General features: G+C 44.7%; 17 protein-coding genes. 4 read left to right on the forward strand and 13 right to left on the reverse strand.

The annotated features are described in order from the left end of the window. Positions 1-217 precede the first annotated feature (217 nt). The 4 genes from B9T20_RS02375 to B9T20_RS02390 form a co-directional block, all read right to left on the reverse strand. Positions 218-2479, reverse strand: a complete 2262-nt coding sequence (locus B9T20_RS02375) for a Tex family protein (RefSeq protein ID WP_094489647.1) — start codon at positions 2477-2479, stop codon at positions 218-220. A 63-nt stretch (positions 2480-2542) separates the two neighbouring features. Further along, positions 2543-3757 carry a DUF819 domain-containing protein gene (locus B9T20_RS02380; RefSeq protein ID WP_094489648.1) on the reverse strand — a complete coding sequence of 405 codons (1215 nt, stop codon included), beginning with the start codon at positions 3755-3757 and terminating at the stop codon, positions 2543-2545. Positions 3758-3766: 9 nt separating this feature from the next. Further along, positions 3767-4459, reverse strand: coding sequence for a M15 family metallopeptidase (locus B9T20_RS02385; RefSeq protein ID WP_094489649.1), 693 nt, complete (start codon positions 4457-4459; stop codon positions 3767-3769). Between the two features lie 114 nt (positions 4460-4573). Further along, a complete protein-coding gene (locus tag B9T20_RS02390; RefSeq protein WP_094489650.1) occupies positions 4574-5014 on the reverse strand; it encodes a PACE efflux transporter in 441 nt (146 codons plus the stop codon). Between the two features lie 121 nt (positions 5015-5135). Between B9T20_RS02390 and B9T20_RS02395 the strand changes: the two genes are divergently transcribed. After that, positions 5136-6551 carry a PLP-dependent aminotransferase family protein gene (locus B9T20_RS02395; RefSeq protein WP_094489651.1) on the forward strand — a complete coding sequence of 472 codons (1416 nt, stop codon included), beginning with the start codon at positions 5136-5138 and terminating at the stop codon, positions 6549-6551. Between the two features lie 139 nt (positions 6552-6690). On the opposite strand, the gene B9T20_RS02400 is transcribed toward B9T20_RS02395, so the two are convergent. Genes B9T20_RS02400 through B9T20_RS02425 form a run of 6 tightly spaced genes read right to left on the reverse strand, consistent with a single transcriptional unit; the run spans position 6691 to position 11666 of the window. Further along, positions 6691-7326, reverse strand: a complete 636-nt coding sequence (locus B9T20_RS02400) for a GDSL-type esterase/lipase family protein (protein ID WP_233491499.1) — start codon at positions 7324-7326, stop codon at positions 6691-6693. A gap of 32 nt (positions 7327-7358) precedes the next feature. Then, on the reverse strand, positions 7359-8135 hold the full coding sequence (locus B9T20_RS02405) for a TOBE domain-containing protein (protein WP_094489653.1): 777 nt from the start codon (positions 8133-8135) through the stop codon (positions 7359-7361). After that, positions 8128-8625 carry a YcxB family protein gene (locus tag B9T20_RS02410; RefSeq protein ID WP_094489654.1) on the reverse strand — a complete coding sequence of 166 codons (498 nt, stop codon included), beginning with the start codon at positions 8623-8625 and terminating at the stop codon, positions 8128-8130. The genes B9T20_RS02405 and B9T20_RS02410 overlap by 8 nt, the downstream gene beginning before the upstream one ends. A gap of 8 nt (positions 8626-8633) precedes the next feature. Then, a complete protein-coding gene (locus B9T20_RS02415; protein WP_094489655.1) occupies positions 8634-9818 on the reverse strand; it encodes a class I SAM-dependent methyltransferase in 1185 nt (394 codons plus the stop codon). Continuing rightward, positions 9815-10090 (reverse strand): hypothetical protein, encoded by a 276-nt coding sequence (locus tag B9T20_RS02420; RefSeq protein ID WP_094489656.1) that lies wholly within the window; start codon positions 10088-10090, stop codon positions 9815-9817. Before B9T20_RS02420 ends, B9T20_RS02415 begins: the two co-directional genes overlap by 4 nt. Further along, positions 10080-11666, reverse strand: coding sequence for a DEAD/DEAH box helicase (locus B9T20_RS02425; protein WP_094489657.1), 1587 nt, complete (start codon positions 11664-11666; stop codon positions 10080-10082). Before B9T20_RS02425 ends, B9T20_RS02420 begins: the two co-directional genes overlap by 11 nt. 166 nt (positions 11667-11832) lie before the next feature. On the opposite strand from B9T20_RS02425, the gene trxA reads away from it, so the two are divergent. From trxA to prfB, 3 genes are all read left to right on the forward strand, one after another. After that, positions 11833-12159 carry a thioredoxin gene (trxA, locus tag B9T20_RS02430; protein WP_172635334.1) on the forward strand — a complete coding sequence of 109 codons (327 nt, stop codon included), beginning with the start codon at positions 11833-11835 and terminating at the stop codon, positions 12157-12159. 135 nt (positions 12160-12294) lie between these two features. Further along, complete coding sequence (tpx, locus tag B9T20_RS02435; RefSeq protein ID WP_094489658.1) at positions 12295-12801, forward strand: thiol peroxidase; 507 nt, start codon at positions 12295-12297, stop codon at positions 12799-12801. A 74-nt stretch (positions 12802-12875) separates the two neighbouring features. Beyond that, positions 12876-13971 (forward strand): peptide chain release factor 2 gene (gene prfB, locus B9T20_RS02440; protein WP_148138446.1). Its coding sequence is split into 2 segments (ribosomal slippage): positions 12876-12947 and positions 12949-13971, totalling 1095 coding nucleotides; the frame shifts between segments, so codons are not numbered across the junction. A 59-nt stretch (positions 13972-14030) separates the two neighbouring features. Here the strand turns inward: prfB and B9T20_RS02445 are convergent. From B9T20_RS02445 to B9T20_RS02455, 3 genes are all read right to left on the reverse strand, one after another. After that, entirely contained in the window at positions 14031-14225 is a 195-nt protein-coding gene (locus B9T20_RS02445; protein WP_094489660.1) for a DUF2892 domain-containing protein, read from the reverse strand. A 104-nt stretch (positions 14226-14329) separates the two neighbouring features. Further along, on the reverse strand, positions 14330-14527 hold the full coding sequence (locus B9T20_RS02450; RefSeq protein WP_008314286.1) for a YqaE/Pmp3 family membrane protein: 198 nt from the start codon (positions 14525-14527) through the stop codon (positions 14330-14332). 13 nt (positions 14528-14540) lie between these two features. Beyond that, the gene (locus tag B9T20_RS02455; protein ID WP_094489661.1) at positions 14541-15398 is read right to left on the reverse strand and encodes an HRDC domain-containing protein; all 858 of its coding nucleotides are present in this window, start codon (positions 15396-15398) and stop codon (positions 14541-14543) included. Between the last annotated feature and the right edge of the window lie 124 nt (positions 15399-15522).

The raw sequence follows: 15522 nt of genomic DNA on the forward strand, positions 1-15522 counted from the left end.
TCAATCCCATGATCAGGATCACTAATGCATTAAAAAATCACTGCCAATGCCGCACAGTCTCCATCATAGCGCAATTATCCACACTTATGTAAGTCAGAGCTTAATATAAAATATTTATTAAATATAATGATTAATCATTATATTATTGATGCCTTTTGATCGTGACAAAATCATGGGCAATAAAAAAGCCCCAATGGGGCTCTTTGATGCATCGATGTTATTTTTTCAAACCTTGGAGTGCAGCAGCAAATGGATTATTGCTTGGGGCTTCTTTCACCGCCTTTTTATTGAAGTTGCCTTTATTCGGCTGCCCTTTGATCGATGGGTTTTTCATTTGATTGACATCATCACTTAAACGCATGGTGAGCTGAATGCGATTGCGCGGCACATCCACTTCTATTACTTTTACCTTCACGATGTCACCCACTTTCACCACTTCATGTGGATCTTTCACAAAGCGATCGGCCAAAGCACTGATGTGCACCAAACCATCTTGATGCACGCCAATGTCCACAAAGGCACCAAAGTTCGCCACATTGGTGATCACTCCTTCTAACAACATGCCCTCTTTTAAATCTTTCAGGGTTTCGATGCCCTCTTTAAACGTGGCCGTTTTAAATTCAGGTCGCGGATCTCGCCCTGGTTTTTCAAGCTCTTTAATGATGTCCATCACCGTTGGCACACCAAATTTGTCACAGGTATAATCTGTGGCTTTGAGTCCTTTGAGGAAAGATGTATTGCCGATCACTTGATCAATGGTCATCGCATGCTTTTCTAAAATACGTTCCACCACAGGATAAGCCTCAGGATGCACCGCGGATCGATCTAACGGATTGTCCCCAAAGATGCGCAAGAATCCGGCCGCTTGCTCAAAGGTTTTTTCCCCTAAGCGTGGCACTTTTTTAAGGGCTTTACGATTGTCAAAGGCGCCATGTTCATCACGGTATGTCACGATGTTTTGAGCAATTGTGCCATTTAACCCTGAAATGTAGGTTAACAGCGCTGTTGATGCTGTATTCACATCCACGCCCACCGCGTTCACACAATCTTCCACCACAGCCGTTAAGCTTTTGTTGAGCTGCACTTGATTCACATCGTGTTGATATTGACCGACACCGATGGATTTTGGATCAATTTTCACCAATTCCGCCAATGGATCTTGTAAACGGCGAGCAATGGAGACCGCGCCACGCAGCGCCACATCCATGTCCGGAAACTCTTTTGCCGCCAATTCAGAGGCTGAATAGACGGATGCGCCCGCTTCACTCACCACAATCTTTTTAAGATTCGGGACGCGTTCACACAACTCAGCGGCCAACTTATCACTTTCACGGGAGGCCGTGCCATTGCCAATTGAGACCAAGGTCAATTGATGCTTATGACACAAAGCCTCTAACACTGCTAACGATTGCGCCCATTGATTTTGCGGCGCATGGGGATAAATCACAGTGGTGTCCAACACTTTGCCTGTCGCATCCACACACGCGATTTTACAACCTGTGCGCTGCCCGGGATCAATGCCCAAAATGGCTTGATTCCCTGCAGGCGCCATCAATAGTAAATCTTTTAAGTTTTTCGCGAACACTTTAATGGCTTCATCATCCGCTTGATCACGCATTTTGCCTAGATGCTCAAGCGCTAAGGATAAAAAGAGTTTAGAGCGCCAGCATAAGCGCACCGTGTCACTCATCCATTTGTGCATCTCTGTTAAGCCAAAATATTCGGCAATGAGGCTGTGTGGCACATCAATGGCAGGCTCAGGCAAAATGAGCTCTACATTCAACAATTCCTCTTTTTTACCGCGCAGCAACGCCAATGCACGATGCGATGGAATGGTTTTAATGGGTTCGCGGAACTCAAAGTAATCAGAATATTTAATCGCCGCTTGCTTTTTCGCTTCATCCACCGAAGCCACAATCACCCCTTCATCCCACACAAATTGGCGCAATTTGCCCACAAGATCGGCTTGTTCTGCCATGTGTTCAATCAAAATAAAGCGCGCACCATCTAACACCGATTTTTCATCCGCAAAACCTGCTTCAGGATTGAGATATTGCTCTGCAATCGTCAATGGATCAAGCGCTGGAGATGCTAATAATGCCATCGCCATTGGCTCAATGCCTGCTTCACGTGCAATCTGCGCTTTGGTGCGACGCTTGGGTTTATAGGGCAAATAGAGATCTTCAAGCTCTGTTTTAGTGAGCGTATTGTGAATCTTTTGCTCTAAAACTGGTGTTAATTTCTCTTGGCTGCGAATGGATTCTAAAATCGTGGCTTTGCGCTCATTGAGCTCACGAAGATAGCCTAAGCGAACATCTAACGTACGCAGCTGCGTATCATCTAAGCCGCCGGTCACCTCTTTACGATAACGGGCAATGAATGGCACCGTTGCCCCTTCATCGAGTAATGCCACAGCGGCACTGACCTGTGCGGTTTTTGCGTTGATTTCGCTGGCAATGATCTCCACAATTGACTGCATGCGTGCTCCTCTTTTGATTGATTGAATGGGCAGATTCTAACAGAATTGCCCATCCTTAGCAGATTACAACTTAGACAAAAAGATATAGAGCAGCGTCCCAATGTAATTGCCCGTAATGTATCCCACAGTGCCCACCACCAAAATTGGGCCAATGAGGCTTTTCCAACCTTGGCTGATGGCAAGTGCTGCCGCCGTTGTTGGCCCGCCAACATTCGCATTACAAGCAAGCACAATCTCTTCTAACGAGAATTTAAAGAGTTTACCTGTCAAAAGCGTCCACACTAAATTGATCAACATCACCACAATCACAAAGATGAATAACAATGGTGCATTTTGAATGATCAATGTGATGGATGCAGGCATCGCGATCACCACAAAGAAGAGATAAATGGCGTATGTGCCAAGCTCTTGCGCGCCTTGTAATTTCGCAAACTGACGCTTAAATAATATCAGTGCCAATAAAGTGAAGGTGGTCAACAGTAGATATTTATCTGTCATGAGTCCTAAGGCAATCTCTTCTGCAATGTTGGCCGGTACGCCAAAAAAGCCTTTTAACAATGCGGATGTTTTAAAAGCGAGGCTCACCAATAATGCTGAAGCGGCAATCGAGATGGCAATGTCTTTTAAATCAATGTTTTTAGGCTGCCAATAGGCTTCAGAAATGGTTTGTGCCTGCCCTGTTTTGGCTTCTGCTTCAAAGGCTTTGATGAAAGGCGTTGGAAAACGGCGGCGAAACAATCCCATACTGGCCATCATGATCAACAAAATAAAGTAGACAGACATCACCAAATTATCGGCCACCGTTGTGGCAGCGACAATGTCTTTGGTGGGCTCATATTTTGCCACCATCGCCGCAAAATTCACGCCGCCACCTGTATAGGTTGCCCCAATCATTGCGCTCACCTTATCAAGCTCAGGGATGTAATTTTTTAAGGCAAAAAATGCCACAATTACACCGAACACTGTGCCAATGGAGCTCAATAAAAAGATCGCCAATAAGCGCCCGCTCTCTTTAAAAATGGCGTGAATGTTCACATGAAACAGGAGCAGCGGAATGGCCAGCGGTACCACATATGCCCACACAGCATCATACACTGCGGTATCCTGCGGCACTAAATTGAAATTCGTGGCAGCAAGCCCAATGATTAAAGCAATCACCGCACCCGATAAACGCGCGGCCCATTGATATTTTTGCTCAAGCACAATCGAGACAGTGGCGGCCATCAATAAAAATGCCCACAAGCCAATCGTGTTGTCTGCTGAAATCCAAGTTTCCATATTTGCTCCTTACACTCCTTCAATAGCAGAATACACTGCTTGTGTTTGACCGCTGTAATGCGCCCACAATTGATTGCCAAAATCAAAGTGCCACCACTCTGTTGGTAAATTGGTAAAGCCTGCATTTGTCATGGCATTGAATAAAATGCGGCGGCGAATTCTAATTTCACCCTCGCGCTCCTCAAAAGCAGCCGTCCATGAGTCAATTTCAGGACCATCAAAAGGTGTACCCATATCGAGCATATTGCCTGCACGATCACAGAGAGCAACATCCACAGAGCCGCCCGTCAAATGTGGGCTGGGGGCTTTCGGATCACGGCTGGGTACCGCAACAAACTCATTGAGGTGCCGTAAAAAATCATCGTCTAATAAATCAGGGGATTGGGCTTTCAGCACCGCAGCAATCGAGGATCGCAGCGCCATTTGCACCGCATAAGGACGATAACCATCGAGCACCATTAAGGCATAATCATCCGCTAAATGAGCGGCGGCTAAATGCAACTTTTTCGCTACATTTTCCCGCAAATAAATCTCATCAAGCGCCCCATCAATGCCGGTTTCATGATAAAAGGCACGACAAAAGAGCCGCTCACAAGGCTCAACTTTCACCAAAGCCTCACTGTTTTCCTCAATATTCACTTGAAAAATAGCATCCCAATCTGGCGTTGGCAGCTTGGGAATGGCATGCATTGTGTGACTCATATTCATCCTTATTTGATCAAAATCAATCTTAAGGAAAATACATTATGCGAATCACTACAATTTGACAACATGGCGCATTAAAAATGTTTTCTCAGAATATGAGAGCCCTTGCCGTTAGCGCGAAACAGATGCCTGCACAAAATAACGACGCACTTTGTCATATAGCCAATTATAAAGATACGTATAAAAGAGGAAGAAGATCAAAAAGCCAATTTCAATCATAAAGGCATCGATGAGTGTCACTTTGAGGAAAAAAGCGATCATGGGCACAGTAAACAGCACCAAAGTACCCTCAAAACCGATGGCGTGCAGCATGCGGATTTTTACCGGGCGATCACCATTGACAAACGGAAACATGCGATCAAACAGCCAGTTAAACACAATGTTTAACAACAGCGCCGTCACTGAAATGAGCACTGACAACATGCCCATCGAACCCACTGGTTTATTTAAAATAAAAATGCCGATCAGCATCGTAAACACGATGGCAAAAAACTCAAACGTGATGGCATGAAAAATGCGCTCCTTCAGTGAGCGACTTGCAGAAATGGCCATAATGGACTCGTAAAAATTATTAGAATCTCTGATTTTAGGGTAATCTATCGCTTTCCTCAAATGAAGTCAGCATTCATGAGATCCTTCCCTTCAAATTTCACCGTTATGATGAGCCTTGATCATGAAACGTTATGAACAATTGGCCCACACATTGATGGTGCTCATTCACGCGGGCACTTTACAAGGTAAAGAGCAATTGCCATCTGTGCGCGTTGCAAGCCAACGTTTTCAAGTCAGTCAATCCACAGTGATCAAAGCCTATTATCTGTTAGAGGCTCAAGGGCTCATTTATGCCAAAGATCGCTCCGGTTATTATGTGTCGCCATCCTTTAATCCTACATTAAAGGCGCCGCAACCGAGCCATTTACCGACACAAACCACTGAAGTTCATGTCAGTGACTTTATTTTCTCCATCTTACAAAACCTCAAACATCCACACATGGTGCAATTTGGCTCAGCCTTCCCGGCGCCAGAGCTCTTTCCCATTCCAGCGCTGTCAGCGAGCATGGCCGCATCCCTAAAAGCATTGACGCACAATCCACAGGCGTTAATTGCCAACATGACCCGCGGGCATCCTGACTTAATTCGCCAAATTGAGCTGCGTTATCGTTTAAATGGCACAGCATTGATGGACGATGAGCTCATCATCACCAATGGTGCAATGGAGGCTTTGAGCTTATCGTTGCAAGCGGTGACAAAACCTGGCGACATTGTTGCCATTGAGTCACCCGCCTTTTATGCCATTTTACAAATTTTGGAGCGTTTACAACTCACCGCCATCGAGATTCCTGTGCATCCCACAGAAGGCATGGACATTGCGGCACTCACTCATGCCACCACACAGTTTGACATCAAAGCCGTGGTGCTGATGACCCATTGTCAAAATCCATTGGGCGCCAATCTAGCGCTGTCCGCCCAACAAGCATTGGTCACGCTCAGTAAACAACTGCACATGCCCATCATTGTGGATGATGTCTATCTTGAATTGTATTTTGGACAAACGGCGCCTCCGTGCCTCAAAGCCCTTGATCAAGCAGGATGGGTACTTCATTGCAGCTCTTTTTCTAAATGTTTAGCCCCCGGTTACCGCATTGGTTGGGTGGCTGCTGGCCGGTTTCATCAAGCCATTAAGCGCTTAAAACTCATGACCTCTCTTTCTCCGGCAATGCCGTCACAATTGGCACTCGCTCATTATTTGCAACATCAACATTATGATCGTCATTTGCAACGTTTACGTTATACCTTAGCAATCTCAGCACAAAAAATGAGGGCTACCATTGCCGCACATTTTCCCATCCAAACGGCTGTCAGCGAGCCGCAAGGTGGCTATTTCTTGTGGGTTCAATTGCCGCCGCACGTGGATGCTTTAAAGCTTTATCATGCCGCATTGACAGAAAACATCACATTGGCACCCGGGCCAATTTTCTCAGCCTCCCATCAATTTAAACACTGTATGCGCTTAAATTATGGCATGCGTTGGCACGCAGATTTAGACAAGGCCATTGCACGCTTGGGTAAGCTGATTAAAAATCAATAGATTATCTTGATCTGTATCGCTTTTAATGCAAAAACTGCATCTAACAGATACACACAGATGGCTTATACTGCACTCATCCCAATCACACGTTGATCACTCTCTAACTCCCACCGAGACGATTCACGTGATTGGGAGTCCTTTAATGCACCAATCCCATGCCGTGGAGCTGTAGATAAATGGCTTCACCCAATACACGGTAACCTTCACCATTTGGGTGCACCAAATCTTTCTTATAACGTGGTGTGCGCAGCAACATGCTAAACACATCCGGCACTACATTGATCTCTTCTTCACGTGCAAGATCTGCATAAATGGGCGCATCTTCAATGTTTGTGGTCACCATCATGGATGAAGAGAGTGCCGGAATGGCGATCAACACCGGAATGGCATTGTGGCGCTTGACACGGCGAATGATGCGGCGCAAATTCTCTTTCACGGCGCTTGGCTCAACATTATTGAGAAAATCATTACCGCCTAATTCAATCAACACTAATTTTGGCTGATGTTGCACCATCGCAGCATCAATGCGATTATTGGCCGCTTCTGCCGTCTCACCACCGATGCCCGCATTGATCACTTGCCAGCCGGATAATTCAGACAAAACATAAGGGTAAGACTCTTGCGCCCCAACGCCGTAGCCTAACGTGATGCTATCGCCAAAGGCCAGTACTTTAGCATCCTGCCCTAAAGGCTCATAACGAATCACGTTGTTGTCACATGCCTGTACGATCAAAGCAATCATACCGATCATGAATAGTCGTATCCATCGTTGCATATACGGCCACCTTATGTGTTGTTACTGTTACATTAAATTTTAACCAAAATGATGTTTTTAGGATCGATCACCACGCCGACGCGATCCCCTTCAACCAAGTCTTTCACCGATTCTGCCATCATGGTAGACACGAGGGTTTGATTGCCCACTGTCAATGTGATCTCGCAGCCATCGGCTTCCACTTTATTGTCCACCACAACGCCGCTCAATGCATCGGGCACACTGCCCTCTAACACCAATTCTACATTGGGCGCTTTGATGAGCAAAATGAATTCGCCGCCCGCTTTGACATCTAACAACTTTGTGCTTTCATCGGTGATGAATGCTTTGAGTAATTGCGGGGATTCATCCGCGCCAATGTTAAATTCGATCTCATCATGCACGCCAAATGTGTGCACTTTGACCACTTCGCCCACCAATTGATTGCGCGCACTCGTCTGAAAGCGCAATTGCTGCAATAAACCGATGTCCGCCTGTAAATCTTTAGAATATTCACTCATGCTCTTTAAAAAGGCAGAATGTGCCTCTTGAATGAGGTCAAAATGTTGCACCAACTGTAAACCGCGCGCCGTCAATTGCGTGCCACCGCCCCCTTTACCGCCCGTCATACGAATCACCAAAGGCTCTGGCGATAAATTATTCATGGTATTGACCGCATCCCACGCCGCTTTATAGCTCATTGGCACTTGTTTTGCCGCATGTGTGATGGAACCGGTGCGATGAATCTCCTTTAAGAGGCGAATCTGCTGAGGGTTGCCAAAATGCACGCCTTGCGTGGTTAAACGTAAATCACCTTCAAAGTTAAACATTATACTCTCCATAATTTGCCAATTGACGCGCCAACAATCCGCGCAAGGTCGCCAAGGATGCTTCATCTAATGTGCGCTTTGGCACGATGGCATAATGGTCCGATGAATCATAAAACAGCATCAACACTTGGTCTGTTTCTAAGTAGGCTGCATAATCATCCCACGGAATCACTTCATCCACTTGACCACATTTGTAGACAATGTGATTGTCTGAAAAAATCAACGTCTCTGCCATCCCTGCATTAGCAATGTGATTAAAATTGCGGCGCACGATCCAACGTTTCACATAACCTTGATGAATCAAAAACGCCACAATGGCAATAACGCCGCCTAAAAAATATTGCCCAATGGCTGCAAATGCCACCGCAATGATGATTAAGGCCAATTGGACATACAAGTCTACAGAGCCCTTTTTTAAGGCTGCACGAAAGCCTTCATCGGCGGCATAATAATCCTCAAGCGTCGCCACGTAGGTGACTTCAATGTTCATATTTCTCCTTACAATTGATGGCTAAGATCATAAAGCATAAAGCCCTGTGGCTCCAATTCAATGCCTTTACCTAGGGCTAAAAATTTAAAGCGTTCGCCCATCTCTTCAGGCATCACCAACATTTGAACCGCTTGGGCAGTTTGATACCATTGCAGATCATCTAAATGATTTTTTTGCTCGATGAGCATCGCTTCTAATTGATTGCCATAAAGAAAATATGCTTGCGTGGTGTAACCTAAAAACTCAAAACCTGCGGCCAATCCTGCTTCTGCCAAATGGGTAAAATCCACATTGGCCGTCAAATCCTGCACACCTTGTAAAATCGACCAATCACTGTGCACGCGGTGCTTAACATGCGCAATCAATGTGCCTTCAATGCGATCAGGTGCATAATATTGACGGCGACCATACCCATAATCCGCTAAAAGCACCGCGCCTTTCGTTAAATGGCGCGTTAAATCTAACAGCCAATCATCGAGCATGGGGCAAAACTCACTGAGATACCCTTCTGGCAATTCAATACCTTCGGCTTTCAGCTTCGCCATCCATGCATCGAGCACATCATCCGTGCGCTCTGACACCGTGATGAATTGCTGATTCAGCTCATCATACCCGACATCCGCATAGTGCGCTTTGCCGCCTTTGATCACAAAGCGCTCTACTGGCAACGCATCGACGATCTCATTGCCAATCAGGCAACCTTCCCAAGGCATTTGTGGCGGTTCAGATAGCCATTCAATGCGATCCATCAAGTCAGGATGCATCGCTTCAATGGTGGCTTTTTGACGCGCACGCAATGTGTCAGAAATCTCAATGATGCCATAACGCTCAGGCAGTGCATCTAAGGTTTTTAAACGCGTTAAAATATCCCGCGCCATCACACCTGTACCTGCCCCAACTTCCACAATCATGGGCGCAGTACACAACGGGAGAATTTCAGCGATTTGATTGGCAAACCCATAGGAAAAAAACGGGGAGACAATGGGAGCTGTGACAAAATCGCCGCTTTGACCAAATTTTTCCAAATGCCCCGTGTAATAACCCAGCTCAGGATGATACAAGCATTCAGCGAAATATTCACTGAATGGCATCGAACCTTTTGCTTTGATTTTATTTGCCAACAAAATCGCTAAACGCGCACTGTGTGCGCGCTCATCGTGGGAGAGTTCCGGCAGATCTAACTCAACCTTCATTGCACCGAAACCTCACCATAGCCACCGCTGTGACGTTTTACACGCACTTTTTGGCCCGGGAAGAGATCCGCAGGCTCTTTGAGCATCACCACAATGTAGCCTTGCCCTTCGATCAACACGCTCACTTCTTGTTGCTGATCATCACGCACCATCACCGAGGAGATTTCACCGGTGCCATTGTATGGCGTTTTTTGATCATCCGGAATTGGGGCATTCGCACAGGCGGCGAGACATAGACACACCAATGCGGCGGTCAATAACTTAAGCTTCATGATTCTCCTCATTTCTTGGGGCTTTATTGTTGCGTTGATAAGATTTGCTGCGGCCACGTGTGTGCATGTTGCGTGGACGACGACGGCGGTCAAATTTACGATCCGCTTTCTCTTCGGCAGATTCTGCGATCTCTTCTAATGCTTCATCCACCACCGGCGCATCTTCAATGATGAAAGTTGGTGTGGCTGTGTTTAAATCATCTTGTGTCATCGAAACCGTCACCGTGGCTTCTTTGACTTCAACTTCAGATGCTGCAACCTCAACAGGTGCGTCCACCACTTCTGTTTTCTCTTCAACAGTTTTGACTGCTTTTTCCGTTCTTTCAGTGCGCTCTGTTTTAGGTTTTTGTTCTCTGCGCGGTTTGTTGGTGCTGTTTGAACGGTTTTGATTGCGACTTGGGCGCTTAGGCACCACCAATAAATCATCTTCCAATGGAATCACCGGAATCTTCATTTCAATGTAATCTTCAATGTCTGGCAATGAATACACATACTCTTCACAAGCAAAGCTGATGGCAGTGCCCTCTTCACCGGCGCGTGCTGTACGGCCAATGCGATGCACATAATCTTCCACATCTTGCGGCAAATCATAGTTGATCACGTGTGTCACATCCGAAATATGTAAACCACGGGCTGCCACATCTGTGGCCACCATGATGGAGACTTTGCCCTCTTTAAAGGATTCTAATAAGCGTTCACGCTTGTTTTGTGGAATATCACCGGATAAAACCGCCGCTTGATAATCATTGGCCACTAAATAATTAGAAATCTCCTCTGCCACACGTTTGGTGTTCACAAAGATGATGGTGCGTTTTGGTTCTTCTTTACGCAAAATGCCAAACAATAGGGACAATTTATCCGATGAACCAATGTGCACCAAATATTGTTTGATTTTATCGGCCGTGACATGCTCTGCTTCAATTTGTACTTTCTCTGGCATGTTCATGTGCTCATACGCCAACTCTAAAATGCGCTGAGAGAATGTCGCAGAAAAGAACATGTTTTGACGCTCGCCCACAGGCGGCATTTTTCTAAAGAGGTAACGAATGTCCGCAATGAAACCTAAGTCAAACATGCGATCAGCTTCATCAAGCACCACAACCTCAATCTCTTTTAAATTGAGTTCGCCTTGCTTGTAAAAGTCTAAAATGCGGCCCACTGTTCCGATCACCACGTCCACATCGGTGGCTAAATCGTGGCGCTGTTTTTCATACCCTGTGCCGCCATAAATGCAGCTGAAACGTAAACCGGTGTAACGCCCTAACATCTGAGCATCTTCATAAATTTGTAAGGCCAACTCACGCGTTGGCGCCATGATGATGGCAAAGGGGCCACGTTTATTTTTCGCCACCGGTACCGTCATCAATCTATTTAAGGTTGCCAACAAGAAAGCAGCGCTTTTGCCCGTTCCTGTTTGTGCTTGTCCTACCACATCTTGACCGTTTAATAACAATGGTAAGGACAACGCTTGGATCGGTGTACATTGCACGTAGTTGTTGTCTTCTAATGCTTCTTGCAAAGATTCATCGAGCGGTAAATCCTTAAATACCATGTTACTTAATTCTGGTTTTGCCATAGTGTGTATTAACCTTTGAGATAATGTGTATAAACAATTTTTACTAAAAGCGTTTAAACTTTAAATAGAAACTTTACTTGTTATTTGCCGTTTTTTCCGCTTTAATACAACGGAATTGTAAATAACAGACTGAAATTGTCTATTATAAATTATTTTAAGGAGTTTTATCATGAGTAATTATGTAAATGCAACAGATGCCACTTTTGACGCAGAGGTTTTAGAGTCAGATGTGCCTGTTTTAGTGGATTTCTGGGCAGATTGGTGTGGTCCTTGTAAAATGATCGGGCCTCACGTTGAAGCTGCGGCCGCTGAATTTGCTGGCAAATTAAAAGTGGTAAAATTGGACGTACAGGAAAACCAAGCCACAGCGATGAAATTCCAAATCCGTTCAATCCCTGCACTCATGATCTTCAAAAATGGTCAAATCGTTGCACAACAAATTGGCGCTTTACCAAAAGCTCAATTAGACGCATTCATCGAAAAAAATATCTAATCGATCTTTTTCGATCAAAAGGCAGGGTTTCCCTGCCTTTTTTCATGTGCGCAATTTATGCCATTCATCTTATGCCACTTTTGCTTTATGATGCCTTAAGCGTTTCATTTTTAAACCCTTCTCAAGGAGAGTCATATGTCACAAAGAGATCAAATCACCATGCAAGGCAACCCCATCACATTGCTAGGTACAGAAGCAATTGTCGGCAAACCTGGCGAAAATTTTCGCGTGGTGGACATGGGCTTAAAGCCTGTCACTTTAGATGATTTTGCTGGCAAAATTAAGATCATTTCTGTGGTGCCATCGATTGATACTGGCGTGTGTTCCATTCAAACAAAACGTTTTGAAGAAGCTGCAAAAACCTTGGACAATGTGGCCGTATTAACCATCTCCGTTGATTTACCCTTTGCCCAAAAACGCTTTTCTGATGAAAATTGCATCACTCATCAAAATTTATTGTCTGATTATCAAACCCACGATTTTGGCATTGAATATGGTTTTGAGATCGAAGGCTTAGCTTTATTATCACGCGGCATTGTGGTGCTTGATCAAAATAACATCATCCGCCACGTTGAGTATGTACAAGAAGTGACGAATGAACCTGACTATGACAAAGCCCTCGAAGTGGCCAAGTCTTTGTGATTTTTTAGAAGCCCCCTGCCTTTTAAGGCTATAATGTGCCTCTTAAAATTTTCACCCGTCAAAAAGGAAAAACAATGGAACTCAATTTACACTACGAAAAAATTGACGACCTCTTAACGAGATTGAATGATCTTAGGGGGTATCTTTGACTTTGATGCAAAGTCAGAGCGCTTAACAGAAGTTCTCATGGAACTTGAAAGTCCAGACATTTGGAATGATCCTGAATACGCCCAAAAGCTCGGTAAAGAGCGTTCACAACTTGAAGGCATTGTCTATGGCATCCGCGATTTAACGAGCCAATTGACCGATGCCAAAGATTTGCTTGAGCTGTGCGAAATGGAAAATGATGAAGACTCTTTGGTCTGCGTATTGGATGATTTAGCGAAGTTTGAAAAAGAGGTGGAAGCCCTCGAATTTCGCCGCATGTTCTCCGGCGAGTTAGATGGTGCAAATGCCTTCTTGGACATTCAAGCCGGCGCCGGCGGTACCGAAGCACAAGATTGGGCTTCAATGGTGATGCGCATGTATTTGCGTTGGGGCGAAGATAAAGGCTTTAAAACAGAAGTGTTAGAAGAATCCCCCGGTGATGTGGCAGGCTTAAAATCGGCCACCATCAAATTTGAAGGTGATCATGCTTATGGATGGCTTCGCACCGAAACGGGCATTCATCGCTTAGTGCGTAAATCCCCATTTGATTCGAACAATAAACGCCACACATCATTTTGTGCCGTATTCATCTCCCCGGAGATTGATGACAATGTGGACATCGAGATCAATCCCGCCGATTTACGCATCGACGTCTATCGTGCATCGGGCGCAGGTGGGCAGCACGTGAACAAAACCGAATCTGCCGTACGCATCACACACTTACCGACAAATATCGTCGTACAGTGCCAAAATGACCGCTCTCAGCACCGCAATAAAGAGGTGGCTATGAATCAATTGCGCTCTAAATTGTATGAATTTGAGATGCAAAAGCGCCGCGAAAAATCAGATGCATTGGAAGATTCTAAGTCTGATGTGGGTTGGGGCAGCCAAATCCGTTCATATGTTTTGGATCAATCGCGCATTAAAGATCTGCGCACCGGCTATGAAATGGGCAACACGCAAGCCGTGCTTGATGGTGACCTCGATGGCTTTATCGAAGCGAGCTTAAAATCGGGTTTATAATTGTTAAAAGCCTAGACATCAAAATCCCCTCTATGCGAGGGGATTTTTATATGCATCCATTAATGATTTTTCTTGCAGCATGTATTGATGCCAAGCACCGGATACAATGGGCAATAACGCACAATGCCGGTCAATAGTGGCACCAAGCCCACTAAACCCCACAGGCTTTTAGGTCCCCAAAAAATGAGGCTTAATACAAATAATCCTACGATGATGCGTAAGATTGCGTCCACAGAACCGATATTCTTTTTCATGATTTCTCCTCACAGTGTGAATGAAAACAAACAGTTGAATCAGACGCTTGATCAATTACCAAAAGTAACTTATCAGCCGGTTCATGATAGCAAATTTGTAACCATTAGTAACGTTTTTGTCCTAAGGCATTTTGAATTTTTTGATCCGTTTTATATTGCGACAATGCATACACAGACCAAATCGCCGCAGGAATCCAACCCACAAGGGTTAATTGTAGAATCAAACAGATGATTCCGGAAAATGGACGACCAATGGTGAAAAACTGTAACCAAGGCAATAATAAAGCTAATAATAAACGCATAAATCCTCTCTTGTTATTGTTGTGAGATAAATTCGTCAATCACAGGTTGAAATTGGGGCGCCATATAACTTTTTTCAAAGAAAATCACCAATGACTTCATCGAAGGTTGGCTGAACTCTTTGGCAATGTCGATCAATGCACCATCACCCACCACCCAACGCTTTGGCATGTCGCGCTCAATGGCAATCTCTTCACGTTTTTTCGCCAATAATTTCAGTAATTGTAAACGCTTGCCCCGAAGGGTTTTGCGCCCTTTGACCTTCATCCATGCCATATCAGGGTTAGGTGCATATTTATCCACCATATAAAGCGCATCGGTTTTCTCTTTAAACATGCGCTTTTCTTCTGCCGTTTCAATTTGATCACGCAATAATAAATAGACATCGTATAAGTATGTCACATCATCATAGGCATATTCAATTTGGCTCTTAGATAATGGGCGTTTTTCCCAATCGGTGCGGGTTTCAGCCTTCTCTAATAAGACATTTAAACGCATTTCAATGGTATCTTGATAGCTCAATAAATGATCTGCCCCAAGCACCGTTTCGGCAATTTGTGTGTCAAAAATTGGCGTGGGAATGAGCGCAAAGGTATTGTAAATCGCCTCTAAATCCTGCCCCGCTGAATGGAAGACTTTGACAATGTTTGGATTGACAAAAAGATCAAGGAGCGGCTGAAAATCTGTGATGGCCAAAGGATCAATGCAGATCGCCTCTTCTAAGGTGGCCATTTGGATCAAACACAATTTAGAGAAATAGGTACGAAAGCGCATAAACTCTGTATCTACGGCAATTGCGGTTAAGTCTGCGTGGTCATCAATCCACTGTTTGAGTGCTTCATCGCTGTTGATGAAAGAGTATTCTCTAGTCATGTCGCCTAGTTATTTTTAAAAAACATGGCGAAATTATAGAGGAAATTCCCCAATCTTAAAGATTATTTTTATAAACATCAGTTCTAGTATAGAATTACGCATATTTACCAATACTATTTTGCAT

This window comes from Wohlfahrtiimonas sp. G9077 (genome assembly GCF_002252155.1).
Taxonomy (GTDB): Bacteria; Pseudomonadota; Gammaproteobacteria; order Cardiobacteriales; family Wohlfahrtiimonadaceae; genus Wohlfahrtiimonas.